Here is a 26294-nt window from a genome sequence, read left to right as displayed (position 1 = left end):
TCGGCGCTGTTCATCAGTTGCCGGGACTTGTTCGTGGGCGACCGCTATGAACTGGTGTGTCGCCTGCACACCAAGAAATCCCCGCAAGTCGCCGCGGTGCAGGGCAATCTATTCAAGCGGCACCTGTTCGAAAATCTATTGAACAGCCCGGGCTACACGTCGAACGTGATCGACATGTTCCACGACAATCCGTGCATCGGTGTCGCAGTGCCCCCGCTCGTGCATATTTCGTATCCTACGATGGGTCACGTCTGGTTTGGAAACCGGCCACGCGCCGAAGAGCTTGCAGCTTTGCTAGATATCAGAGTGCCATTCGATCAGGACACGCCAGTTGGCGCCTTCGGCACGATGTTCTGGTTCCGTCCGAAAGCCTTGCGCAAGCTGTTCGCTCATCCGTGGAAATGGACTGATTTCAATGCAGAACCGGGACATGTCGACGGTGGCCTCGCACATGTGCTGGAGCGCCTCATCTGCTATGCGGCACAGGACGCGCGCTATACCACGCAACAGATTCTGAGCGCACGACATGCCGGCTGGAACTACGCAATGCTGGAATGGAAGCTGCAAAAGCTGTCGTCGATGATGCCTAACGGCGAGTTCAACCACCAGTGCTCGCTGCTGGAACAGTGGAAGCATGCGGGCTTTCCAATTTCTTCCACGGGCTCGTACGGCCCGTTGGGAACGTCGACTGTGCGTCGAGCATGGTCTGAGTTTCTCCTTTCGATCAAGCGGTCGATTGCGTTCCGATTCCCGCGCACGTTCAGGGTGTTGCGACCTGCCTACAGGACTGTCACGCGGCGCGGCCGCTGACGTTTGCGCCATCGTGGGCCGCTGATATTTCACGCATTTAAAGGATGAATAGCATGACGCGAATTTGTCTCGTAACGGGCGGAGCCGGTTTCATCGGCTGCGCGATTTCGCCGCTGCTGCTGCGCCACTTTGATCGTGTCGTCGCAGTGGACAACATGCATCCACAGATTCACAAGACGGCAGATCGTCCGGAACGACTGCATCCGGGCGTCGAACTGATCGTCGGCGATGTGACTTCTGCGCAGACATGGGACTCCTTGCTTCCGACGCTCAAGCCGCACACCATTATTCACCTCGCGGCCGAAACGGGCACCGGCCAGTCGCTCACGGAGTCCACGCGCCATGCCATGGTCAACGTCGTGGGCACGACGCAAATGCTGGACGCACTGGTGCGGCACCAGGCGTTGCCCGAGCGCATCGTACTGACGTCGAGCCGCGCGGTCTATGGCGAGGGTGCATGGCGAGACGCCTCGGGCGCAATAAGCTATCCGGGTCAACGTTCGGCTGAAATGCTCGAACAGAAGATCTGGGATTTTCCAGGCCTCAAGTGCTTACCGTTCGAAGCGTCGCATACCGAGCCGCGACCGACGAGCGTCTACGGCTCGACCAAGCTCACCCAAGAGCAGATTCTTCGCGCATGGGCTCAATCGTTTGGGGTGCAGCTCGGCGTACTACGTCTGCAGAACGTTTACGGGCCGGGTCAGTCGCTCAGCAATCCTTACACGGGAATTGTGTCGCTATTCGCACAACTCGCACGTGAAGGCAAAAGCATTCCGCTTTATGAGGACGGCGAGATCGTTCGCGATTTCGTCTTTATCGATGATGTCGCAGTTGCCGTCACATCTGTCGCGACCCTCGAATCACTTGCCGCGCATATGGCATATGACATTGGCTCGGGCGAAGCGACCACCATTCGCCAACTGGCGACCCTGATCGCCGGCATTTACAACGCGCCAGCGCCTAAGGTCAACGGCATGTTCCGGAACGGCGATGTGCGCGCGGCATCGTGCGACATCGAGCGGAGCCGCAAGGAGCTTGGCTGGCAACCGGAATGGCCGGTGGAGCGCGGCGTGAAGGCTTTGTGCAAATGGATCGACGAAACGGTCGCGGGATGATGTGAGTCGGTCGATAACGCCTCCCCTTCGGCACGTTCGTGTCGCTATCGGATGGGGCGTTCATCATGTTGCTTGCGTATCTCAGGGATCGAACCGGGCGGATGCCGCCCGGTCCCTCAGACAGCAGCATTGCTACCGATTAGTCTTGCGTCGCCAGTCGGCCTTCTTGCCGACCATGCGCTTCGAAGTGCGCCCGGCCTGTCTTGAACACGCCCGCTTTGACGGCCTGCGCAACGTCCGGATAGCGCTTGAGATAAGCCTCTTCGGAGAACGCGATCGAATCCGTCACGCGCGGCGGGATCGCGAGGTGCTCGCGGTTCAGCCAATAGGCGCCGTTCATCGATGCGACATCCCAGCGCATGCGGCGGCAGTCGTGCTTCGAGTAAAAGTGGAACACAAGTGACTTGCGAGTGCGCGCCCAGTCGTTGATCGCGCCGCCGGCGTGCAGCAGATTCGCGTGCCACACGAAGACGTCACCTTTCTTTGCGGCGAACGTTTTCTTGACGAGGCCTGCTTCCTCCACCTTTGCGGTGATGTAGCGCTTCCACTCATCCATTTCGTCAGCGATGAAGTGGTAGCCGCCGTCGCTGAACTTCATCTGTTCGATCAGATGACTGCCCGGGAAATATTCGAGTTGGCCTGCATCCTCATGCGCGTCTTCCATAGCCACCCAGGTCGCGATGAGGTGTCCGGGCGTTTGCGGGGTCATGTAAAGGGAATCGACGTGCGGCGGCTGCGTCGTTCCCTTGTCCATATAGAGGCTGTTGCACAATACGGGCGTGTCGCCCAGCATCTTTTTCAGGGGCGGCACGACCCGGTTAGAGAGCGCAAGATGGCGGACCGGCTCGAGATCGAGAAAGAGGTCGTTGATCTTGTAGTGACGCTCGCGGATTTCCTGCGGGCTCAGGTAACCCAGCGAAGTACGTCGGCCGCCGGGCTCGTCCAGCATATCGATGGAGATATGTATCGGTTGATCGGTCTTGCACTTCTCGATCGCTGCCTGCGCTGCGTCAATTTCGGCTTCTGAATAGAACGACGGAAAGACCGCAAAGCCGTTTTTCAGAAAGTCCTCAGGTCGTGCCATCTCTGATCTCCGATAAGGTCGCGCATGACGTTGAAGGCCATGCGTGATAACTTCCCGTCCAGGAAAGCCAGAGTGGATTTCCTGACAAATTGTCGTAATGCGGTAAGAACATCGCCCTACGAGCCACACTATTTGGCTGAGATAAATTGTCGGAAATAAGGTGTGTCACTGTCAATCCGCACTGCATCTTAGGCAACTGAACGGGCGAACGCTCTGAACTGTCCGCCGGGAGAAGAATATATCTCAGTCGTCGTTCCCTACAGCAATCCATCTAAATGACCATTCGGCTCATCGCCGAAAGCGACGAGCGGCTGTCGATAGCGAGCGCAATACGCCAGTCAGCCGCCAACTCCGCGATGCAAGAATCATTTGCAGCGATCGCTCAGCGGTTACGAGGCGAGCGTCATTCTCAACAAGCGCTGATTTTGCGTCGACGAGTGCTGTCTGAACGTGGTCAAGTAAGCCTCGCGCCGCATCGAGTTTGTGACGCACCGAGTCGAATTCGCACTGCAATCGTGCGTATTCGGCGCCGCATACTTCCAACTGCGCTTTCAAATTTTCGACTTGTCGGGTGGACTCACGCATGACTGGAGAGGTGACTGCCGCTTCGTCGCTGATGCGCAAGAGCAGTTCAATACGCTTGTCATAAATGGCGTTCCGATCTCGCTGGCACGCACCATTTCCATTGCGCAAATGTACGTAGAATTCGCCATCGGCCGATTCTATCGACTCGACTTCGAGCCGAGTAAGCGCGAGAAAGGACAGGTCGAGTATCAACAGTTCGAATGAAGAGGGCGTAAATATCCAGCAATGGGCGTCCTGATACCTGTCCTGAGGAAGTTCGACGAAATTGCGCCACGCCTCAAATACTTGCTCGAGACGGGGAAAAGGCTCGATGGTATGCGGATCGGAGAGCATCGGAAAGACAATGGATTCCGCGCCGTTTGCAACGCTGCGCGAGGCATAGCCGTTTTGGTCGAATACTTGCGCCTGAGTCGGTCTGTCACGCCGTTCGAAGTACGCCTCGATGACCGATGCGACCGATGAAACCTGGCGAAAATAGTCGAAGCAGCAGCGCCGGTCGGGAACGATCATGCTTAGATATCCTCCAGGCTTCAAAACGACTTCGCAACCGTTGAAAAACCGGATTGGATCCGGCATATGTTCGATATTATGAGACGTACGATGTAATCGACCTGACCAGTCAGGCGTTTTGCCTCGATCAGTTTGGCTAGCGACGTCGCCGACCCGACCAGGTCTACTTCTTCTATCTCTGCGACCCTCTCCGGTGGAATACTTGGGCCTCGGCGCGCCCGCTCGCGTAATGTTTCAGTATCGAAGACATCCAGGATCAAACAGTTGTAGCCGAGCCGCTTGGGCGCGATGCCTTTGAACCAAGCGCCAATCCTCGATACCCAATTTGTCTTTAGTAATGTGGCGAGAGATAATTTCCTGACGATCCATCGGACCTCCGCAGCGTGGCGTGTCGATATCGATGTCGAACGGCTATCATCTTATCCCGGAAATGTAGCCGACTCATGTACGAGGTTTCACGAATTTTCATGGCTTCCGCGATGGACGCAATCCGCTAGCAAGTCCAAGAACTCCTCAACGTCTCGACTCTGTTTAAAGAGCGGATTCAGTGTCTCCGGTTCGTGTTCCCACCAATGGGAGCCGATCAACCGCTCGATCAAGCCGGATTCGAAGCGATAACGCAGAACGCGCTGCGGGTTGCCAACAACGACTGCATATGGCGGAACGTCCTTCGTTATGACTGCACCTGCTCCGATAATTGCTCCAGTGCGTATCGTGACTCCGGAAAGTATGGTCGCATTCGCACCGATCCAAACATCGTTTTCAAGAATGACGTCGCCTTTCCAGCGATTAGAGGGAATAATCCGATGAAGGGTCGTATTGGTGGACAGCGAAAGCTTGGGATGCTCTCCCCCAAGTATGAAGGTCGCACCATGCGCAACCGAGCAGAAATGCCCTATGCTGAATGTGCACGGCGCGCCCCAATGATAGACAGTTGGACGGTTCACATGGCTGTGACGGCCGACACTTACTCACTTCATGGACTGGAAAATGGAAACGTTCATCTGGAGACGGTTCGTGCGCTTCCAAAGAAGTTTCGTCCTGTATCGGCTCGCTCTTCTTCGAGAACAACCTGTAAATATCTGCATCATGTCACTCATAACGGAGAGGAATCCTAATTTTGTGTAACGTCGAGTCGGACGACCCGATATCGCACGGCGGAATACTGGAACACTGCCATATTATGGGTATCTTTATCAGCTAGGCGATACCCGAAGTTCATCCTTCGAAGTCCTGGCCACATGGCAGCGGCCGTCGAATCCCGATTTGCAGGCGTGATCGACCGAGCAAGCGGATCGACACGATCAGTTGTTCCTGAGCTTTTGAATAATCGGGATGAGGGCTTGCGCCGTGTTGCGCGCCTTGACGGCATACCCGTTTGACGAAGGGTGCACGCAGTCAGGAAGCAATGTTTCCCAGTAAGGATTTGTCTTGAACGTATCATATTGATGAACCAGCACCACGCTGCGCGCGGCGGCGACCTTCCGCATCACTACAACGTAGGCGTCGAGATTCGGGCGTTTGTCGTGGCAAACGGGGTTGGGTTCTTCCAGCACCGGGATTTTGTCGGCTGCCAGAGTTTCATCGATGAAGCGGTTGAGATAGCCTTCGAATTGCTCCGGCCGTCCTGCCATCGAGTGGTTCGAAACCACGATCTTCGCTTGAGCTCGCTTCAATACGTCAGGGTACGAATTTGGATACTGCGCGTTTCCGCCCGACAACATCTCTGCAAGGTTCGAGGATGGCACTCCTGCGTTGGTGCCGCTTACCGCGCCTGCGCCAAATCCGTTTTTGTCGTTCAGCAGCGCAGTCACAACGACCGGTTCATTGCCGGCGAGGTTCTGGCAGTTTGGATTGGCACACGACATCACGTCAGATCCGAACATCGTGCTGTCGCCCTCGAAGAGGATGTTCACAACTGCGACGGGCTGTGCGGAGGTCGAAGGCTTTGTTGTCTGCGCGACGGGATCGGACGATGCACCGCCTCCGTTGCAAGCCATCACGAACATCCCGGCCATGAATGCAACGACTTTCCGCATGATTGCTCTCTCGTCCCTTTGACTGTGCGGAATTCTAACAGTCGTGAAAAGGCGGCAACGTGGTGGACGAGGAGATTAACAACGCAGGCCAAGGCATTCAAATTGACCGAAATGCCTCAAGATAATGATCGATAAGAAACGGGTGTTTCGGATGGCCACAATTCGTGCGGCGCCCAGTGAACTCGTCGTGAAATGCTTGAAATGCGAACGTTCCATTTCTGGTCGATCCCGGTCTATACTCCGAGCCAGTTCAAAGCTGAAAGGCCGGTAAAAATGTCCGCATCCGTAGCATCAGAGGCACTTGCCTCCGCTCTCGTAAACCCTCGGGAAGACAAGAAACCCACCCCAACGATCACCAACATTCAGGCGCTGCGTGGCTTCGCTTCACTGATCGTGTTCCTCGGGCATGCGATTTTGCTTCGTGGCGGAATGGGGTTCGATCATTTGATGCCATTCATCGGTCCGTACGCATCGGCGGCGGTCGATGTGTTCTTCGTCATATCGGGGTTCATCATCGCCACTGTGGCGATGAAGGCGGGAGCCGATCCGCGTTCGAGCCGCGGAACGATCGCCTGGAATTTCGCGGTCAAGCGCTTTTCGCGAATCTTCCCGGTCTACTGGGTCGTGCTTGCGCTGACGATAGCGCTTGGGTCCTATGTCGCTTACTCGCCGCCTTTCGTCGAGCGCAAGCCGATGTGGGAACTGATCTTCCTGACCACGCATATCAACTCGAACATTATGGCCGCATGGTCGCTGGCCTTCGAAGTCTACTTCTATGCTGTCGTTACGATTGCGCTGTTGATCTCACCGAAACGTGTTCTGTGGGTGCTCTCGGGCTGGTCGGTCATATCAACCGTGCTTGTGCTTTATAACTACTACACAGGGGAGAAGTGGGGGAACGTCTTTCAGCTCACGTTCCTCGTATTTGAGTTTATGTTCGGGATGGTGATTGCGGTGCTGATCGACCGCAAGGTGTACCGCTACGCGACGAGCTGTGCGATCTTCGGCCTGATGGGCCTCCTGCTTGGCATCGAAGTAATGCAGATGAAGGGCTGGCCGGAGCACGTACACATGTGGGTGCACGCAGTGTATGTCGGAATTCCGAGCGCGTTCCTGGTTTATGGGATCGTCGCGCTGGAGATCGACAAGGGATGGCGCGTGGCGCCTTTCTGGACGCGCGTGGGCGACGCGTCTTACTCGCTCTACATCTGGCATCAATTTTTGCTCTATACGATGCTAAAATTCTGCGAAAGGATCGGCCTTATCAACGTCGTGCCCGGCCCGATCATGCTCCTGTTCTGGCTCGCTGTCTGCTGGGTTGTCGGCTTCTGGAGCTATCGGCGCATCGAAATCCCGGCTCAGACCGTGATCAATGGATGGCTAACGCGGCGTCGTCCGAAGATGGCTTGAATACGCGCATGATGGTGTCGGACGTCGGGCTCTGCTTCTTGAAGCCCGGCGCGCCATGAGGACCATTCGATTGGCCTCTTCGACAACAAAGGTCTCCAAGGAGCGAATCAACGCCTTCCTTGTCCGCTCAGCCTCGATGGCGGAGTTCAAGTCGACAGATCAGCACAAAACCTCGAGCAAGTTCTGCTTGACCAGTCAGTGATGACCTCGTCGCCAGGCGTGTCGACGCCAGCGCCCGCATGACGGCGAAGCACGTTCATGTCGCGGCCTGCACCCATTCGGATAGGTTGCGAGATGCTCGAATACGGCGTTGCTCCTTCTTTCTTCGAGTACGCAGTTCAGATGTTTCGAACGAAGCCCACGACCCCGGGAGCCGGTGCGCAGATAGCACGAACGGGATTGAATGGCATAATGAATTCGAATTTGTAATCCAACAGGAGCAGTCCCAATGAAGCGCATGAACATCCTCGTTAGTTCCAGTCGGCAGTGGAACCCCGGAGATGAGTTCATCCGCAAAGGTGTCGAGCGACTGCTTGGGGATATTCTGGGACCCAATCACAACTGGTTGCTTTGGAATCGCAACCCCGACCTTTTTGTGGATCGGTGGAGCGACGGGCGGATGCGGACAGACTTTCTGACCAATTCGATGCGTGACCCGTCACTCGATGTGATCGATCTCGTTGTCTTCGCCGGCACTCCTGAATGGTTCGGACTGCCAGTCGAGCGAATCTACCGTAGCTTATTGACGCAGCCGCGAGTGCCAGTTTTGATTTTGGGCGGCGGCTCCGGCGCCGATATGCCACGACTCGCCCCGCACGAAGTCGAGGTTCTCGACCGCGACAATGTGTTCATCTGCACGCGAAGCGTCGACCTCGTGGAATGGATCAACGCGCAATTGTCGACCCCGAAAGCGGTCGCGCTGCCGTGCCCCGCTTTCTATAGCGTGGGCGAGCCGCGGGGCTGGCCGGATCGCCAGCGCGTCGGCGTCATTGTGCAAAGTTCAGGGACACCGAACCAAAACGTCGGTGAGGAACTTGTCCAAAGCCTGATTTCCGCACTACGTGCTGCAGAAGGCAAAATCGATCTCGATATCGTGAGTCTCTATATCGACGAGCATATGAGATTCTCGCGGCTGGATCTGGAACATCCTTGCGTGTACAGCTACGAGCCGGATCATTTGCTTGCGCAGTTTTCCACCTATTCGACGATCATTTCGACTCGATTGCACGGGGCTATTGCGGGACTGTCTGCGGGCGTGCCATCGATTCTATTGGCAGAAGAAGCTAACTTCAGGTTACGGAGCACACAGAAGCCGTTTGGCAATCTGCTTCCTATTTTGAGCGTTCAGGAAGCTTTCCGAGTTGCGGCAGAACGCTCCCTTGAAGAAGCCCGACAACGTTCGATCGAAATTTTGTCATTCAAAAAAAACGCGTATGAGGATTTAAGAAACAGACTGCGGAGTTTTCTAGCCGACGCTCTTTGAGCGACTCTGTTTGATTTGGGCCAGTTTTTTGGCACGCGAGTCGAGTGGTCCAACGATCGGGAGCGATGCAGAGCGCGCGATTGCGATCTTGATCAGTCGCATAACGCCACGCTGCACTGCGAGTTGGCTCAAAAACCTCCCGTGCGGGTTCACGCTTTGTCTAATCGAGGCATAAAAGCATTATGAGTATTCTGGAAGCGATTCCCGTTGTTGCCGATTTTTTTGCCTCCGAGGAGTCCAATCCCGATTCGTGGCGCTCCGGCCTGCATTCAGGCAATCTCGGCGATATCATTTACTCGTTGCCGACGTGCCGGGCGCTTGAGATCAACCATCTTATTCTCAACGTATGCGCCGACCCGGCTTTCGGGGGGCGCGCGCTCAGCGAGCAGGCCGCCAGAGGCCTCGTACCGTTGCTACTGGCCCAGGGGTTCATCCGGCGCGTGACGATCATCAAATCGGGCGTTCCCTGGGAATACGCGAACCCGGGCGACCTCGGTGTCGATTATGTCCTGGATTCATTTCGGGCCACCTTTACAAATCCACGGCTGCATCTGTTGTATGCCCACGCCGTGCCGTTCAACCTGATGGTGGATGGGGTGCGGCCTTGGATTACGTTCCAAGGCAAGCCGCAGCAGACACCAGGAGAACACGACAAGCCCTATATCGTCGTAAGTCTCACAAGCCGCTATCGCCGCTTCGGTCACGGCTATTACGAATATCTTTTCCGCGATGTACCGGCTGATCGGGTGTTTTTCGTCGGAGTCGGAAGCGACCAGATCGAAAGAAGGAACATCGGCGGAACGGCATTTCAAACCGCGAATTTTGCGGACTTGGCCGGACTACTGGAAAACGCAGCGCTCTTCATAGGAAATCCATCATTCGCCTATGCTTTGGCGGAAGGCCTCAAAATAAATCGGCTCGTCGAGGTGCCTGAAGACAATAATGTGTATCCGCTGGATGGGTCAGGGTCGCTGCTTCATATGTGCGCTCCAGAAGAGGCGCGAAAGAAGATTTTCGAAGCGCTGAGGTTGGAGAATTATCCACGCCTTGCGTTTGAAAACACAATACCGGCGTACGTGGCTGCGAACATGCCGTATACGCAGCTTCTCTTTGATACCGGATCAGGATTCAACGAGATTGAGTCGACCTCCACACCCGCGTTGAGGGGGAGTCACCAATACAGATTCAATAAGTTTCCCCAAGACGCGACTATTCGGATGCTGCGCTTCGATCCGGTTAACGATCATGCTGTGGCGCGGGTCAACTCTATAAAAATATCGAGTCAGGCGGGCAATAAGACGCTCAGCGCCACTCCGTTGAATGCGACGCATGCCGAGCCTTCGGAAATGTATTTTGCGCATATAGACCCGCAATTTTTGATCGAAATTCCGGAAGAGTTCCAAGCCGGGGTGACAGAAGTCATCGTCGATATGGACATCATGGGTATCGGGCCGGCGGAGGTCGCTAACCGATTGTATGCGTGTCATTTCGAGACTCTGGCGGCGGCGCGACGCCAATTGATGACGAATCTCGATGCACTATCGATGCAGCATGCGCAATTGACGATTGCACGAGACCAATTGACGACGGAGCGAAATCAGTTGGCAGCGGAGCGAGACGTGTTGACTGGCGGACGAAATCATCTGCTCGCGGATCGCGATCGATTGGTGGCGGATCGTGATCGATTGGTGGCGGATCGAGACCGACTGCTGGTTGAACGGGATCAGATTCTGAAGAGCCACTCGTGGCGCATTACAGCGCCATTGCGTTGGTTTGTTCGGCGTTTCATGACTTGATTGATCATAGTCACGGCTCGGTCGTCTCGTCGGGAAGCTCGGCCGTGATGCGAGGAATCGAAGTGCGTTCGAACTCGGAAATGCGGAAGGACCGCTGAAATCGACCATAGCCGTATCGGTCTCCACCCATGCAACTCGCGCTCCTCTACACCTTCTTCGCCGCCATCGCGACTCTCGCCAACATCGGCGCGCAGGACCTCACGACACGCCTCTACGCCGGCCCGTTCCACATCCTGCTATCGGTGTTCATCGGCACGGGTGTCGGGCTCGTCGTGAAGTATCTGCTCGACAAGAAATGGATCGTCCGCTTCAAGGCGGAAAACGCGCGCCACGACGCGACGATGTTTACGCTCTACGTGACGATGGGCCTTGTCACAACCGCCATCTTCTGGGGTGTCGAATTCGGCTTCAACGCCATCTTCAGAACGGCGCAAGCGCGTTACATCGGCGGATGCATCGGGCTGGCGATCGGCTACGTCATCACATACCGGCTCGACAAGCGTTACGTGTTCCGTTCCTTCGCGTGACAACGCTAAAGCGACGCCCACTTGAACGCGAAACGCGGCACGTTGCGGATGACGAACATGATCCCCCACCAGAACCACGGCGTATAAAGCACGTCCTTCTTCCGCGCCACCGCACGCACGATGTCTTTCGCCACCTTCTCCGGCGTCGCGACGAGCGGGCCGGGCAGCGGCAGGCCTGCGGTCATCGGCGTGGCGACGAAGCGCGGCCTGATATCCACCACATGCGCGCCGACCTTGAACAACCGCGCGCGCAAACCTTCGAGAAAAGCCTGCAACGCGGCCTTCGCGCTGCCGTACAGATAATTCGACGGCCGCCCGCGATCGCCCGCCACCGATGAAATCACCGCGAGCGTGCCGTGCCGCTGCGCTTCGAGCCGGTTGACGAGCGGCGTGAGCAGCGCGATCAGCGATAACGCATTGGTATGAAACTCGCGCACCGCGACGGCGGGATCGCTCTGGCAGACGGCCTGATCCGGCAGCGTGCCCGACACGATCAGCACGATATCGATCGAATCCATCCGCGCGGCGCAGTCGGCGAGCATCGCGGCGTGATCGTCGAGCCTGTCGATATCGAGCCGATACACCGCAACCGATGCCGCGCCGCGCGCGTTGACATCGGCGGCGACCTGCTCCATGCGTTCCTGATTGCGCGCGACCAGAAAGAAGCGGGCGCCTTGCGCGGCCCATTCGCGCGTGCAGGCGATGGCGATGGCGGACGTGGCGCCCACGATGACGATCTTCTTCATATGCCGGTCATTCGTTTCCAGAAGTGCGACAGCATCGCCGGATCGCGGAGCGATTCGAGCTGCTGCCAGCGAGGATAGGCGGCGCGGAAATCGGCGCCCGACATGTGTGCGTCCTTGGCCGGATAGATGCGTCCGCCGGCGTCGCGCACGATCGTATCGAGCGCGGCGAAGAGATGGCCGTTGCGCATCTCGTGCTGCGGAAAATCGAGCGCGAGCGACGTGCCTTCCATCGGAAACGACAGCAGCCCGGCGACGGAATGTTGCCGCAACGCTTGAGCACCGCGAGAAACGAGCCGGTGCCGCTCGCCGGAATGCGGTCGAGCATCGCGCGCACGGCATCGCGCGCGCTCGCGGCGGGCACGACGCATTGATACTGCTGAAAGCCCGGCGGCCCGTAGATGCGGTTCCATTCGAGCAGACTGTCGAGCGGATAGAAATAGCCGTCGTAGCCCACGCGCGAGCGCTCGACCGGCTTGCGCTGCTTGCGGTAATACAGCTCGTTGAACGCGCGCAGCGTGAGGCCGTTGATGAGCGAGACGGGCGGCGTGAACGGCACGCGGCGCACGCGCCTTGGCTGGACATCGAGCGAGCCGTGCATCGCGTGATCGCCCGCCATGAAGATGCCGCGCCCGAGCGCAGGCCCCCGGCTCGCGCAATCCACCCACGCGACGCAGTATTCATGCTTCGCGTCGTGCTCCTCGGAGAGATCGAAGAACGCGTCGAGCTTGCCGAAGCGGATGCTCGTCACATCGATGAGACTCGTGCGGATCGGCATTAGCGAACTTTGCGTATGCCGACGCTTCATCTGTATGTGTGTTGACAGGCGCTATCGCAAAAGGCATACCAAAATCGCGAGCTTTCCACCGAATTTCGCGATTCGAAGGTCCTAATATCCTATCTACCTATCCGCGTCACCGACGCATCGACCCGAGTGCAGCGCACTCCATTTGTACCTACCCTCTCGCTCGATGAGCGCAATCTTCTTGTCCGGCAGCTTTGCTGCCCACCCAGCTGGCCACGTCTTGCCGAAACTGAGTCCCATCAGAACCGCATGAACGTTAGCCTTTCCAGCAAAACGCAAAACCTCATCGACTGAGAACAACCTCGCAAGGACAGTGCGAACGTCTACTTTCCTTTCGTCTCCGGCAATCACGCCAAGCCTGACGCACGCGGTCCCGATTCGAGGCGACCGTGATGAACAAGCTCTTGAGACGGGAAATCACTTGCACCCTCGGTGCGGATTTCTTCATCTCTTTCTGTCGGCCCGCGCAGCCGAAAACAAAATGCGCAACAAGAATTGCTTGGCTCGACGGGCTTGTGCCTGCGGTCAAGTAGCCGTGCTGCGGATTTGTCCGTAGCGGGATCATCAGGCCGCAGTGCTTCCCTGCGCCGGGTGAATCGAAAACCTGATCTCTAAGATCCCGGAAAGCAAAGCGTGCAGTATTCCAACCACCCCGGGACGTTCTTCTGATAGGTGAGAACGTCGCTTTTCATGCGACAGCTGTGAAAATCCAACTCAACTTTTCGGCACTGTTGGACAACGCCGGCCTGCCACAGCGGCTCACGAAAGAACTCACCGAACTCTTTCAACACTACCTAACCAAAGCACACAGCAAGACCCGCGTGACCTCCAACGCGATTTCCATCAAGACCCAGACGTACCGCGTGCGACATCTCATCGCCGGCTTTCGCGAACTCAGAAAGGGCGGCTTCGCGCTCCAATCGCCGTGGAACCTCTCGGAAAAGCATATCGCCTATCTGGTTAAACTTTGGGTCACCGAGAAGGAACAAGCGCCGGGGACGGTCGAGAACAAGCTCACCTACTGGCGCACGCTTGCAGCGTGGATGAAAAAGCATCAACTCGTGGGGACCGTCGATGACTACATCAAGCGGCCCGACGGATATCGCCGCTACTATGTGGCTCAAGAAGATAAATCTTGGGAAGCGGCCAACGTCGACGTCAACGACGTGATCTCGCGGCTTTGCGAACGCGACCGCTGGGTCGCAATCCAGGTCGAATTGCAGGCGACCTTTGGGCTGCGCGCGCAGGAAAGCATGCTCCTGCGCCCTCTGCAGTGTCTGCGCGTTTCAGGCCACCTCCATGTGATTGACGGCACGAAGGGCGGCAGGCCCCGACTTGTGCCTATCGATGCCGAATGGCAGTACGAGGTCCTTATCCGTGCAGCCAGGCTCGCCAACCCACGCACCGGGTCGATGATTCCCGAGCCTTGGTCGCTCAAGAAATGGTATCGCCATTTCTACCATGTTCTGCAAAAGGAGGGTATCAGCCGCGCCGGAGTAGGAGTCACCGTACATGGCCTGCGCCACGCGTACCTTCAGAGGATGTACGAGCAAATCACCGGCGTACCGGCGCCGATCAAGAAGGCTGACTACCGGCCCGATCCGGAACTGCATCAAAGGGCTATGCAACAGCTAGTCGAAGCCGCAGGACATAGTCTTGCTGGGAAGGCGACGGCGTATATCTCGACGTTTGCCACGGCCGAGCGCCTATCGCGACCCGCGATCACGCCCGAACAGGTGATCGCCGCCCTCACTGCTGCGAACGGCGTGAAATCTGAAGCCGCGAAAAACTTAAAGATATCGAGGCAAGCGCTTTACCGCATCCTTGCCAAGTGCGGACCGTCGCAAGATCCTTTATCTGGGGATTCCGCTGCCGCAAATCCGCGGCCAATCGGAGCGTTTCTTGACGACCCGTCTATGAACGAACCTGCTAACGCGTGCTGTGACAATCCGGTGCCTGGGCAGTTGTCGCTGCTTGACGATCGGTCGAGCTAACATGAATCTAGCGACAATGATCTCGGCCGCATGATTACGGGGAAGGGCGTCGACCGAGATTGGTCGGCGGCCGGCCGTTTGCACGGTCATCGTCTGTAGAAGATCCCTTCCTCATGCGAGCGCTCGCGCGGGCGAGACGCTCATTCGGTCCGCAGAAGTCCGAGCGGTCACGATGGACTGCACCGCTCTCCCAAAGCCCGCCAAGGCACACTTCTTTCTCTCGATCGGCTGTGCCCTGCGTGAGTCAGCGCAGCGCGCAGAACGATCCCGTAACCGAATGACGGTGCCGTTTCCTTGTTGGTTTCGTTCCACCCTGTCTGCAGTATTGTCGCGCTCGCTCTCACATGGGAGACCCGTCGCGCGGAGATCGCCTGTCGCGATCGGCTACACCGAACAACGAATATTGCATGTAGCTCAACAGCAGCGACTCGATGCTGCGCCTCGCGCGTCGCCTTGACGTCTATTTACCGGATGGACACAACGGTTTTCGATGCTGAGCTTGCGAATCGTGGACACCCTCGGCCTGCTCATCTCGGCGACCAACGCTATCTGGATAGCGCTCATATCGCAGAATGACGGCGTTTTTTTGCTAGCTTTTCCTCATGCCTCTTTCATAATTCTTTCGCTTAGGCACGCTGCACGGCTTGGTTGTTATCGAGACAATCTCCACCTCGTGTGCTGCAACTTGCTTCCTCGCTGAGCCGGTACCTCGTACTGAGCGTCAAACACATGGCCCTCGCGTCTAACTTGAATCATCTTGCTAGTCCCTCGGTTCCTGTGTCGAGGCGGCGGGCCGCGGCTCGAGCTTCGCTCTTGAAAGTGCGTTTGCGCCGTTCGCCGTTAAGACGGCGTGTGCACTTTTCAAAGACATGATTGAGTGCGTCGGTTCACCGCCGCTCGCTAGGATTTATCATGATATTTGTGGATCGGCGAAAAGAGATACGAAAACGCATCGCTTTTCAACATGTGGCCTCTTCTCGAGCGGTTAAAGCCGTCGGACGGCAGCGCTTCAAATGGGCGATTTGCCGACAGGGTTGTCCTTGCCGATCTGCCGCCCGGTACAGGAAGCGTTCTCCTCGCGGGGCACCGCAGTTATGAGCAGCCGCTCGAGGGAACCAGAGCCAGCATCACAATGCCATGCGCAAGTGCGATCGAATCTGCCTTCGACACGCGCGTGCTGCACATTGACGCCGTTGGCGCATGGCTAGTTGAATTCGCAAACAATGTCGAAGCGGTCGCGCCAAACGACGCCGTCCGCATTCAGCACATTAAGAAGTATGAGGCTGCGGCTTGAGCTCATCGAGCGCCGCGCGTGGCACCGTTCCCTGGCTGCGACGAAAGACCCATCGAATTCCACATCATTCCAAGCTCTCAATGCTCGCAATCGACTCTACGATTGTTCTTGTTGCACCCCAACGACAAGAGCTGGCTGAACGATTCGCCAGATACAACGGAGCTTCAATCGATGGCAAAACAAACTCCCGCACGCGCTAAAGAGCAGATCACCCCGTTCTTTCCGACCCAAGCTTACCTCGGTTATCCCAAAGATTATGAGAAGGAGCCGGCGCTCAAGAAGCGCCGGCGTGATTACGCCGAGTTTTCGCGGAAGTTGCGAGCGATTCTCGCCCCGTTGCTGGTCAACCGTTACGCTCTTCATGAAGACATGCTGGTGCTCACGAGCGAAGGATTTTCGGGGCAGGGCGTCGACGTCGACTGCGTAGCCGTCACTCGCTTCGGTGTCTTTGTGATCACGCACATCCCGGTGGTTGGCATCATTTCCTCTTCGCAGAAGGCTAACGAAATGATCGTCCTGAGCGAGTCGGGCGCAGCACATACCTTTCCGTGTCCTCTTTGGCGTGCGGCACCCGCCGTTCACTTTCTTTCCGCCCTTCTGTCGGATTTGCAATGCCCAGTGCAGGCGATCGCCATCGCCACGCATGAGGCTTGCGCAATCGAACTTGGGGTTCCCACCGCGATCTTCAAACTGCACGAACTGAATCAGTTCTTGCGGCAAAGTTACGATCGCTACAGCGCTGTCAACTGGTCCTTCTTTGACGTCAACGAGATCAATGCACGTCTACGGAAAGGATGCCAGAGTTGGGATCACGCGGTCGAACAAGCCGAGCGTGACGCGCACCGGTCCTGATAAATAGGGCGAGCGTCGCTCTGGCACGTTGGCACAGACGGGCATTTGTTCATCGCCTTCGTTCCGACGCTTGCGCCGACTACACGGCGTAAGCGAAAAACGAGCTGTTGGCTGCACGAAGTCAATTTCGCAATATTTCGCAGTTTTCACATGAGAATCAGTGGGTTAGCTTCGTGTCGCCAGAGAAAAAAGCAAGCTCTTCGGACGAACTTCTGCCGGGCCGACTAACGGTGAAATCGAGACGGCGGTTACGGCGAAAACAGCGGAGCGGTTCTGGCAGCAAAAGCAGCAAACTGCTGACTTGCGTTTGAAAGACTTGGCGTAAGCGAAAAACGAGCCGTTGGCTACACGCAGTCGATTTCGCAATATTTATATTTTTTCACGCTAAAATCAATGGGTTAGCTGCGTGTCCTCACTAAAAAAGCGATGCTCTCCGGAGAACTTCTGCCGGGCTGACTCACGGTGAAATCGAGAAGGGGGTTACAGCGAGACAGCGGCGGGGTTTTGGCAGCGAAAGCGGCAAACTGCTGACTTGCATTTGAAAGACTTGGCGTAAGCGAAAAATGAGCCGTTGGCTACACGCAGTCGATTTCGCAATATTTCGCAGTTTTCACATGAAAATCAACGGGTTAGCTGCGCGTCATCACTGAAAAAAGCAATGCTATCCGGACGGACTTCTGGCGGGCTGACTAACGGTGAAATCGAGAAGGGGCTACAGCGAAAACAGCGGAGGGGTTTTGGCAGCGAAAGCAGCGAATTGCTGACCTGCGTTTGAAAGTCCAGTCGTCGAAGTCGCAGTGCCTGGATCAATGTCGGATTCTACGGCAACTTTCATTGACGCACAAGCTGCTCTCGAATTTCGCAGCGTCTGGTAGCGGACGCGGTATCCGTCGCCGCTTCCATCATCTTACTGAGATGCACACGACTCACTTGTTCGATGATCTTAGTAAATATTTTGAAAAGAGAAAAATTAAAGGAGGGTGTTTTTATACGGCTTTCGCCCAGATTGAAAAAAGTTTGTGGCGTCATCTTCACAACTCTCTCACTTTAGCAGCAAGTATGCGATCATCCAGACGCTGAACGAAAGGAGACCAGATGAAAACATCAAAAAGACCTTATCGCTTGATAAGCCGTCGCAGTTGCTTACTGCTTGCGCAGAATTTTCAAGAAGGACTCAACGAAGGGAAGTGGAAGACGCAACTCGGCGCGTTAAGCGCATTGCGCGTGAGCCAGGGAGATTTGTCGTTGGCATTGCAGCTTCGGGAGTTGCCCATTGAAGTGCTCGAGCTATTCGATGACCGCATTGGAATCAGCAGCCACACCGTTCGAGTGATTCGCCACACAATCATTCATGATGGGATCAAAACGGTGCTCGCTCGTATCCGGCAGAGCGGGGCGACCAATGCGAAGCATTCGAATAAGACAGTATTGAAGATTGTCAAAGGCCAAGCACTGAAATCCAAGGCAATGCTGCGCTGGTCCGGACAGGACCCCGTAAAGATCGCGGCCCGCGCGCTTGATTTGCCTAAAAACATCTCAGACCGCTATCACCTCGGGGTAACGAATGGAGAATGGGCAAGTTTCAGTGCATGTGCGAAGGCGCTCGGGATATCGAGACGGAATGTTAGCGTCGCCGTTTCGATCCGGGAGCTTCCCGACCCAGTTCGCCATTTATTCTATGAGAAGGACTTAACGTTTGCAGTTGGGAAGCGACTTCTCGCGCTGAAGGACGAACTGGGACTCGACGAGATGCTTGTACGGGCACGCAGCGTGGAGTCTATGTTCGACGCGAGCGGCCGGACGGCAGCGAACATTCTCTCTGAGCTCAACGCGGAAAATATCCGCCCGTCGACTTTCACTCGTGTACGCATTAGGAAAGGAAGAGGCCGAAATCGGCTGGTGATCGAATGTAAAGATTCGGAGCTTCTCTGGAAGTACCGCGCTGAGATCGAGAGGTCGATCAGCAAAGTTCTGAAAAAGCGGATTACTAATGCCGAATTTGTTGAGTTTATGCGCGAACTTGGTGGCATCTTAAATAACGCTCAGTTCGCCCGCTTGCCTAGCACATTTGCGCCCCGTCCCTCCTGAAGATCGCATTAAACGATGGGCTGGGCGACGGGTCTCGCATGCTTCGGACGACAATCGTCGATCTTGAGTGTCTGCCGATGATGGCCGCGACGATGCCCGATAGCCTTCGGCCTGATCATCGCTCAACTATCGCGACCAGACGCTCATAACATCCCGGTCTGCCGAGCGTGTCAATGCATGGACGTCGGGGGACGTCGGGTCATATCCCTCCTCTGAATGGCGTTAGAAATGACGCTGTCAAGACACAGAAATGAGGGCTTATTTCTCGAGTCCGCGGCGTGGGCACACGCCGCGGCCGTTGTGATAGTAGAGTTACGAACGCCATTCCGGTTCCATGCATCTGAGACGCAATATTCGGCATCGGTTGAAGACTGCGAGCCTACCATTGAGCGATCGCAACTCTGGGTCGGCAAAAAAATCCAGCAACTTATACGCGCGTGCATTCATGCGCTCGTACGCTAAGAAAGACTAGCGCCGCGGCGCGCGAAGGGAGCGCATGGCGGCCGCGCGCGGCTTTTTTTTGCGCCGCTCGGTGATGCTACAGACACCTCCAAACGACCCCAGGCGACTGCTGCTTTCGTTCGTGTCTGCTGTCGCTCGTAGTCGGGCATGCGAAAGTACTGACCCCGCCTGCCTGACTGGGCGCAAATCTTTCTTTCCGTAGTTCCTGCGGGTCACGGCCCGCGCCTTGACTTTTTCTTGTCGCAGGCATGCTGGTTTTGTTCAAACCAGTTATCCGCCGCTATGCCGACAACGAAACGTCTGTGTCATCCGCCACCCGCACAACGAGGGCACAGCGCCGCTCCTAAGCAGCGTATCTCGCGCGTTATGCGGGCTCGAGCGCGCACGCGCGACCCGATGCGCGCGAAGCGCCCTCGCGCTGGTGGAGCGAAAGCATGCGTGCGATGAAACGGCAACCCACCGCGACGTCTGAAGCATCGGAGCTGAAGCGACCTTCACGATTCGCGGACGCTGAATTGACGCACCTCGAAAGCGTGATACGCCACCTGCTAAGCACGAATGCAGCGCCCATACCGCTTTACCTAGACCGGTCTTACTGGCTCAGGCGGCTCGAGCGTCTAGAGAAAGAAACCCGCCTCGTCCCCGCGCAGATGAAGCGCCTAGGCGCCCTTCGAAACCTTCTGATTGCAGAGGCATCATGTCGTCGGGAATGTGCGTAACCGTTCACTCATTGAAACGCGCTCAACCGAATCTATCACGCGGCAATCTGACTCACGCGTCGCAATCGACTGCGCGCGACGTTGGTTCCATAACCAGGACGCCAAGCAATCTTCGACATCACGATGCCTATCGCTCAATGTTCTTTGCTGGGTTCGAGCGAGCCAAGGCTAACTTAGCAAAGCGTCGTCCTTCAACACTCAGCGCTCTGCGATGACTGATTAGTTATTGCAATGAACCAACCATGAGAACACGAAATGAGAGATCCAATTCATAAACGAGAATCCGCGTTCCGTTCGTTAAACGATCGAATGCAAAGCGGCGCCGATCACCTCGCTCATCTCCAAAAGCACGATTCAGTCTCGGGCTCGCGCCGTCGGCGCGTCTGCCGCTGGTTGCGCCGCCGCATCGCGCCCCTATTCGGCCGCGTGTGTGAGAGCCAAGTGCACTTTCGTGAAGACGTGATCCTCGAACATGCGCCGGGCACCGCAAACGCGACGACATTGGTCCATTGCCTTGCCGTTACACCTTTCGGCGTTTTCGTCGTCAACTACTACGATTGGAGGGGCGAGGTTAGGCCCGGGACCAACGACGATGAGCTCTTGGTGATTGATGACTTGGGCGGGGTCACGGTGCACACGTCGCCTCTACGGCGCGCAAAGCCGGCACTGCGTTATCTACGGTCGGTGCTCTCTCAACACGATTGTCCGGTCGAGAGCATAGCCATATTTGCTGAGGCGGAGTGTCGCCTCCATCCGACGGCACCGGACGGCGTTCTAGCGTTGTCCGATTTAAATTACTTCTTGCGCTTGAGATTGCTCAATTTTCGCGCAACGCATGCACGTTATCTCGACGCAGCGCGACTTGATAGCCATATATCTCGGACATGCGGTATGCAGGCGAAGCCAGTCACGCTGTCGATCACCGGGCGGTGCTCGCCCTTCGTTTAAGAACAAGACGGTACCGCGACGAAGGATCGGAGCCGAAACACAACGAAAGCGATGGCGAAACATGGCCAAGAGTAGAGCAGGCACAGCGTCGATCCAACTCGGGCAACGCATGGCCACAAGAACTATCCGGACCTCCGTTGCGAACAGAACTCGGCGCGGGTCCGAGCAAAACCGGAAAGACTGCGTTTTTTAGAAGCTTTGCACCTCGCGGAGAATGGCTGTCGGCCTATATTGAACTCACTCACCGCGTTTTAACGCATCGACATGTCAGGCAGGCGGGCTCTGCTCGCCCGTCACCAGGTCTTCATCTCTTAATCCCAGCGGAATTAAGGACACGCTCGCGCACGCCAGCGCGTCCGACGTAGCGCCACCATTGTCGGTCGCGTTCTTGATGCCGACTCGTCGAAGCGGACGTTTATCGACGGCGACGATTCGCGTGCCGCTACGCCTCTAGTTTATTTCCATCGTGTCTGCGCTTGAGGACCGATGGCGCATCTGATCGCGACGCGCATACCGCCGCCATCGTTGTTTTTAACCGTTGTAGTCCGCATTCGGCATAACGCTGAAGGCAAACACTTTTCAACCTAAGGAGGTTTTATGAAAGTCGCTACATTGGAAGTCCGTTATGTAGGCGGTCTAGATCTGACCGATCATGTCGTGGTGCAGGCGTCATCTCGTCTCACCCTGTCGCCGCGGCTAAGTGCGTTGCTCGGCATCCTAGAGACGTCGGAACGACAGATCAGTATGAGCGTCAAAGTAGATGGGGTCAGCTATCGAGTCGAACGCAAGCAGAACGGTGAATATGTCGTAGGCGCGAGGCTAAGCATTCGCGAGCGCTGCTTGTCCAAACTGCGCCTCTTTAAAGCGCCGAGTGAGTCTCAACGGCGGCTTAATGGACAATTCGCCCACTTGTTGAGCGCCTGGGCGCTTATCGGTGCAGGCTATTTGGTCTGCACGACGAAGACCTGGGACTTGCGCGTAGTCATTGAAACACTTTTGCTTTGCTTCACATCGTTGACGTTGTTCGTGGTCGGGCACATTTGCTTTTCGTAAGTTCATCGGCCGGATCGCTGACCGTGTAGTTCGGCATCGAGGCCATTGGGTTCTCGGATCATCGATATAGGCCGTTTCGTAGCAGACGCGCGCCGTCAGCGCATCTGCAATTTTTCGTTGATTGCAAGCCGCGGCGTACGACGCGGCTTGCCCCAATCATGCAACGCGAAATCCACCCTCAGGGCGCTGCACGGCCTGCAGAAGCAAACTCGGAGGTGCGTACGGCCCAGGCAAACTAACCGCTCGTTCAGTGGACCTAGCACAGGTCGCTTCTAGCGTGGGTTGCCGATCACATTGATCGGGGACCACAAGAGCGGACGAATCTGATACATTTCATTACGCATGTCCGCGTATCCTAGCCGGCCGGCTTGTAGTTCGGAGTACAAATCGTAAGACACGAGTAGAAACAGATCAAATGACCACTCATAGAAAACGGTGCGACCCGAGCGCTCAGGAGAAATAGTAATGGCCGCAAAGATGGCTTCCGCAGTAACAATCGAGGGGCGAGAAATCGTCGCGGACCAAGTTGCCTCTCTCGCTGAAACGAAAGCGTTGAAATGTAAGCATTGCGGCGCTGCTGTCTCTTACGTGCCGCCACACGCGCGCGTGAACGGCGGTAAGGTGCACTGAGTGAAAGGATACTTCCGCCTGCTTCCGAAAGGCACACACGAAAAAGCGTGCGTCTTCGATGTCTGCGATGAACTTCAAGTGATTGCACGTCGCTCGCTCGGTCTCTTGCAGGCGCTAGAGCCGGAACGCTATTCCTTCCGTCTCCTTGCCTTCAATGATATGCGCGACTTGACTGCTCTCCGTGCGTACGCAACGCTCGGGCAAGCTATCGACTCAACGCATGAAACCGGCCCGCATTTTTCTCATGATCCACAATGCTTTCTACCCGCATACCTGAACACTGCAAAGAGAGTTATTTCGCTTTACGCCCTATGTGGAGGGGGCAGCGTGCTGATGTGGACCGTCTTAAGTTGATATTCAATGGAATGCCAGTGTCTTGGAACGACTTCTTTCATGAGGAAGAGCGATTACTTGCAGGCTATTGCTGGATCGGCCAAACATCGGTTTCCTTTCCTGTCGCGCTGTTGGGCCATGTGTGCGCGATCCATTCCATCCCACGCAAGGGCCGATTGTTGTGTGTTCTAAAAGCTTAAGAGACGGAACAAAAAGGCACCGCTGGGGGGCTGTTAAGGAACCTCTGCACAACCTGACCGGACATGCAGATCTCCCGCATCCGGCTCTCGGACAAGACATCACGCCTTCGTACACGGCACGTTACACCCAAGGCCCCGTCAGACGCACAAGACCGAAGTGCTTGTAGAGGTGCGGGCGTGGATAGCCCCCGCGCCTGCTTCGCCTGGCTTTGTACTTGTTGCGTAACCACCGACGCAACCGCGCAGCGGTGTAGTTGTCGAGCGCCCGATACGCGCGTCTGTCCGTGCCTACACTGAAGTAGTTCGCCCAGCCGCGCAGCGTGCGGTTCAACTTGCCCACCAACTCCGTGGTCTCCCAACCCCCTGCTTAGAGTAACGGTTAGGGATACTATTAGTAGATGAGCGACTTAGAGGCATCACGATGACGCAACTTCATCGCGGCTTGAACCTGTCAACCAAACGCACGCGAAAGCGCGAGTTTCTCGACGAGATGAGACGCGTCGTGCCTTCGTCGAGGCTGATTGCGTTGATCGAGCCGCATTATCCGAAGGGGAAGACTGGGCGTCCGCCATTTCCGGTTGCGACGATGTTGCAGGTGCACTTCATGCATGTATGGACCCGACGCGTTTTGCAAGCTTTCTTTTGTGACGTAAAACGGTCTGCAAACATGTATCCGGCTTGCTTGATGGGCCTGTCAACATGCCCGCAGCCTTGATGAGATCCGCGCGCCCCCGTCCTTGGCAACAGTTCGGCCTTTTTTATCGGCCGGCAGAAAGTACAGGATCGTGGGGCGCTGGTCTAACCGATTTTGTCATCACAATTAGTCAGCTTAGCAAACCATTGATGGATATCGCGCTATCAAAAACATGGGTTCGTCATATTGCTCGTCGACCTCATGCATCGGCCAGTACAACAGGTTTGTACGTGGCGTCTGTGCTCAGAAGTACCTGAATGATGCGCGCATTCTTGTTGGCAAGTGCAACGCAAGCTCGGTTGAAGCCTCGACGCGCAATCAGCTCCTGCAGCCAGCGGCTGCGGGAGTCGAGTTTGCCGGACACGCGTATCAGGACGGATCTGGCTCCGTGAATCAACAGCGTCCGTAGATACTTGTCGCCTCTTTTACTGATGCCGTAGAGTCGCGATTTCCCACCGGACGAGTGCTGTCTGGGCACCAGGCCAAGCCACGCCGCGAGATGACGGCCATTCCTGAAGCCATCAGCCCGACCGACAGCGGCCACAACGGCCGTCGCGGTAATTGGCCCGATTCCCGGCATGGCGGCAATCTTCTGGCACAGAGCCGGTCGGTTCATGAACGAATGAATCCAGCCTTCTGCCACAGCTATTTCCTCTTCAAGAGCGCGCAAATGTTGAACAAGCGACATGATCAGGGATTGGCAGAAGCTGGTGAGCTCCCCCTCGGTCTGTACGAGAATCTCGGGTATCGCTTTCCTGAAGGCTGCTGGAGACTGGGCTATCGCGATGCCGCGCTCGCCCAGAAGACCTCTTGCCTGGTTGATAATCGCCGTTCGTTGCTGGACCAGAAGTTCGCGCACGCGGTGCGCTGCCTGCATATCCTGTTGTTCAACCGACTTCACGGCGACGAAGTTCATGGACGGCCGGGTTGCGGCCTCGACGATCGCTTCAGCGTCGTTGCGATCATTCTTGTTCGTTTTAACGAAGGGCGTCACGTAGTGAGGGCCTGATCAGGCGCACCTCGATACCTGCTGCCTGGAATCGTCGCGCCCAGTGATGGGCAGAGCCACAAGCTTCCATCGCGATCATCCGGGGACACAAGCCAGCACTGTTTCGATAAGAGCCGTTCGAGAAACCTTGTTGCGATACACCGCCCGGCCGCGCGCGTCGGCGCCGTGGAGTTGAAAAACGCGCTTGGCGAGGTCGATGCCGAGAAGATCGATTTCCATGATGTGCCTCCACATCGGATCGTAAGAACCAGACGCCCAGTTTCCTCCGGGAGGTGCGTCGGTCCATCTCGATCCGGCGATGGAAGGGTCAACGAGATATTGAGCGAGAAGGGCTTGATGCTTAAGGCGGGTTCGGCTGTCGACGCAACGTTGATTGCAGCGCCTAGCTCGACGAAGAACGGCTCCGGTTCACGCGACCCGGAGATGCAGTCGACCCAGAAAGGCCGCAACTGGTACTTCGGCATGAAAGCGCACGTCGGTGTGGACGCGGAGTCAGGCCTGGTTCACACAGTCGTCGGAACAGCGGCTAACGTACGCGACATCAATGCAGCACTATCGTCGTTGCACGGCGAAGAAACAGATGTTTGCGCGGACGCTGGATATCAGGGCATCGAAAAACGGGAGCAAATGGGCCCGGCTCGATGGCATGTTGCGATGCGACCCAGCAAGCGAAGACAACTGAACTTGAAGAACCGTGTCGATGCAATCTACGACAAAATCGAACGACTGAAGGCCGGCATTCGTGCGAAGGTTGAGTATCCTTTCCGAATCCCCAAGCGACAGTTTGGCTACCTGAAGACCCGATACCGGGGGCTGGCGAACAAAACCGCTCAGATCACTACGTTACTTGCCCTGGGCAATTTATGGATGCTGCGCAAGGCGTTGCACAAAGCGTAAAGATGCCGCGCACGATTAACTCCGTGCCGGCTCTCGCTCCATTTCCCAAACTGTGGGCCCTAGTCCATTGCGTCATTGAAAAAGCACCCGATTTGGTATTCAATGAAACGCATGGAAAAGATGAATTTGAGCGCGCTCGAGCGCGAACAATTGCTGTCAGCAACTCGTAGCCAGACGGTGCGCGCAGCTGACGCCCGGCGCGCTCGGCTGATTC

18 protein-coding genes and 6 pseudogenes are annotated in these 26294 nt (G+C 56.4%); 15 read left to right on the top strand and 9 right to left on the bottom strand.

Features of this window, described 5'->3' with window-relative positions; genetic code table 11:
* The coding region (locus NCT05_RS13190; protein ID WP_250502471.1) for a rhamnan synthesis F family protein at nt 1–810 on the top strand (810 nt) is incomplete at its 5' end.
* A 53-nt stretch (nt 811–863) separates the two neighbouring features.
* Entirely contained in the window at nt 864–1925 is a 1062-nt protein-coding gene (locus tag NCT05_RS13185; RefSeq protein WP_250502470.1) for an NAD-dependent epimerase/dehydratase family protein, read from the top strand.
* 139 nt (nt 1926–2064) lie between these two features.
* Here the strand turns inward: NCT05_RS13185 and NCT05_RS13180 are convergent, their stop codons facing one another.
* The 4 genes and pseudogenes from NCT05_RS13180 to NCT05_RS13165 form a co-directional block, all read right to left on the bottom strand.
* Nucleotides 2065–3138, bottom strand: coding sequence for a phytanoyl-CoA dioxygenase family protein (locus NCT05_RS13180; protein ID WP_250502469.1), 1074 nt, complete (start codon nt 3136–3138; stop codon nt 2065–2067).
* A gap of 159 nt (nt 3139–3297) precedes the next feature.
* Nucleotides 3298–4104 (bottom strand): hypothetical protein, encoded by an 807-nt coding sequence (locus NCT05_RS13175; protein WP_250502468.1) that lies wholly within the window; start codon nt 4102–4104, stop codon nt 3298–3300.
* Between the two features lie 628 nt (nt 4105–4732).
* A pseudogene (locus NCT05_RS37210) lies at nt 4733–4886 on the bottom strand (DapH/DapD/GlmU-related protein); the annotation flags it as partial.
* Nucleotides 4887–5408: 522 nt separating this feature from the next.
* A complete protein-coding gene (locus NCT05_RS13165; protein WP_250502467.1) occupies nt 5409–6143 on the bottom strand; it encodes an SGNH/GDSL hydrolase family protein in 735 nt (244 codons plus the stop codon).
* A 273-nt stretch (nt 6144–6416) separates the two neighbouring features.
* Between NCT05_RS13165 and NCT05_RS13160 the strand changes: the two genes are divergently transcribed.
* From NCT05_RS13160 to NCT05_RS13145, 4 genes are all read left to right on the top strand, one after another.
* On the top strand, nt 6417–7553 hold the full coding sequence (locus NCT05_RS13160) for an acyltransferase family protein (protein WP_250502466.1): 1137 nt from the start codon (nt 6417–6419) through the stop codon (nt 7551–7553).
* Nucleotides 7554–8001: 448 nt separating this feature from the next.
* A complete protein-coding gene (locus NCT05_RS13155; protein WP_250502465.1) occupies nt 8002–9036 on the top strand; it encodes a polysaccharide pyruvyl transferase family protein in 1035 nt (344 codons plus the stop codon).
* A gap of 182 nt (nt 9037–9218) precedes the next feature.
* Nucleotides 9219–10832: a hypothetical protein gene (locus tag NCT05_RS13150; RefSeq protein WP_250502464.1), complete on the top strand. Its 1614-nt coding sequence runs from the start codon at nt 9219–9221 to the stop codon at nt 10830–10832.
* Between the two features lie 128 nt (nt 10833–10960).
* Nucleotides 10961–11359: a GtrA family protein gene (locus tag NCT05_RS13145; RefSeq protein WP_250502463.1), complete on the top strand. Its 399-nt coding sequence runs from the start codon at nt 10961–10963 to the stop codon at nt 11357–11359.
* A 5-nt stretch (nt 11360–11364) separates the two neighbouring features.
* On the opposite strand, the gene NCT05_RS13140 is transcribed toward NCT05_RS13145, so the two are convergent.
* Both NCT05_RS13140 and NCT05_RS13135 read right to left on the bottom strand, forming a co-directional pair.
* The gene (locus NCT05_RS13140; RefSeq protein ID WP_250502462.1) at nt 11365–12105 is read right to left on the bottom strand and encodes an SDR family oxidoreductase; all 741 of its coding nucleotides are present in this window, start codon (nt 12103–12105) and stop codon (nt 11365–11367) included.
* Nucleotides 12102–12883: pseudogene (locus NCT05_RS13135) on the bottom strand (FAD-binding protein); the annotation flags it as partial. The pseudogene NCT05_RS13135 and the gene NCT05_RS13140, both read right to left, overlap by 4 nt.
* Nucleotides 12884–13608: 725 nt before the next feature.
* On the opposite strand from NCT05_RS13135, the gene NCT05_RS13130 reads away from it, so the two are divergent.
* The 3 genes from NCT05_RS13130 to NCT05_RS13120 all read left to right on the top strand — a co-directional run bounded on the left by NCT05_RS13130 (nt 13609) and on the right by NCT05_RS13120 (nt 17047).
* Nucleotides 13609–14901 carry an integrase domain-containing protein gene (locus NCT05_RS13130; RefSeq protein WP_250502461.1) on the top strand — a complete coding sequence of 431 codons (1293 nt, stop codon included), beginning with the start codon at nt 13609–13611 and terminating at the stop codon, nt 14899–14901.
* A 919-nt stretch (nt 14902–15820) separates the two neighbouring features.
* A complete protein-coding gene (locus NCT05_RS13125; protein ID WP_250502460.1) occupies nt 15821–16195 on the top strand; it encodes a hypothetical protein in 375 nt (124 codons plus the stop codon).
* A 171-nt stretch (nt 16196–16366) separates the two neighbouring features.
* Complete coding sequence (locus NCT05_RS13120; RefSeq protein ID WP_250502459.1) at nt 16367–17047, top strand: hypothetical protein; 681 nt, start codon at nt 16367–16369, stop codon at nt 17045–17047.
* Between the two features lie 831 nt (nt 17048–17878).
* Here NCT05_RS13120 and NCT05_RS13115 read toward each other — a convergent pair.
* On the bottom strand, nt 17879–18076 hold the full coding sequence (locus NCT05_RS13115) for a hypothetical protein (RefSeq protein ID WP_250502458.1): 198 nt from the start codon (nt 18074–18076) through the stop codon (nt 17879–17881).
* A gap of 66 nt (nt 18077–18142) precedes the next feature.
* Between NCT05_RS13115 and NCT05_RS13110 the strand changes: the two genes are divergently transcribed.
* The 4 genes from NCT05_RS13110 to NCT05_RS13100 all read left to right on the top strand — a co-directional run bounded on the left by NCT05_RS13110 (nt 18143) and on the right by NCT05_RS13100 (nt 23301).
* On the top strand, nt 18143–19135 hold the full coding sequence (locus NCT05_RS13110) for a ParB/RepB/Spo0J family partition protein (protein ID WP_250502457.1): 993 nt from the start codon (nt 18143–18145) through the stop codon (nt 19133–19135).
* Between the two features lie 1436 nt (nt 19136–20571).
* A complete protein-coding gene (locus NCT05_RS36980; RefSeq protein WP_350030085.1) occupies nt 20572–21264 on the top strand; it encodes a nuclease-related domain-containing protein in 693 nt (230 codons plus the stop codon).
* Between the two features lie 597 nt (nt 21265–21861).
* Nucleotides 21862–22317, top strand: coding sequence for a hypothetical protein (locus NCT05_RS13105; protein WP_250502456.1), 456 nt, complete (start codon nt 21862–21864; stop codon nt 22315–22317).
* Between the two features lie 630 nt (nt 22318–22947).
* Nucleotides 22948–23301: a hypothetical protein gene (locus tag NCT05_RS13100; RefSeq protein WP_250502455.1), complete on the top strand. Its 354-nt coding sequence runs from the start codon at nt 22948–22950 to the stop codon at nt 23299–23301.
* Nucleotides 23302–23601: 300 nt separating this feature from the next.
* Here NCT05_RS13100 and NCT05_RS13095 read toward each other — a convergent pair.
* Nucleotides 23602–23829, bottom strand: a pseudogene (locus tag NCT05_RS13095) (group II intron maturase-specific domain-containing protein); the annotation flags it as partial.
* A gap of 72 nt (nt 23830–23901) precedes the next feature.
* On the opposite strand from NCT05_RS13095, the pseudogene NCT05_RS13090 reads away from it, so the two are divergent.
* A pseudogene (locus NCT05_RS13090) lies at nt 23902–24096 on the top strand (transposase); the annotation flags it as partial.
* Between the two features lie 277 nt (nt 24097–24373).
* On the opposite strand, the pseudogene NCT05_RS13085 reads toward NCT05_RS13090, so the two are convergent.
* A pseudogene (locus NCT05_RS13085) lies at nt 24374–25402 on the bottom strand (IS110 family RNA-guided transposase).
* An 87-nt stretch (nt 25403–25489) separates the two neighbouring features.
* On the opposite strand from NCT05_RS13085, the pseudogene NCT05_RS13080 reads away from it, so the two are divergent.
* A pseudogene (locus NCT05_RS13080) lies at nt 25490–26080 on the top strand (IS5 family transposase); the annotation flags it as partial.
* Nucleotides 26081–26294 lie beyond the last annotated feature (214 nt).

This window comes from Caballeronia sp. AZ7_KS35, from assembly GCF_023631045.1.
GTDB lineage: Bacteria > Pseudomonadota > Gammaproteobacteria > Burkholderiales > Burkholderiaceae > Caballeronia > Caballeronia zhejiangensis.
The sequence above is the reverse complement of the archived record's forward strand: the minus strand, read 5'-3'. Positions and strand labels throughout refer to the sequence as shown.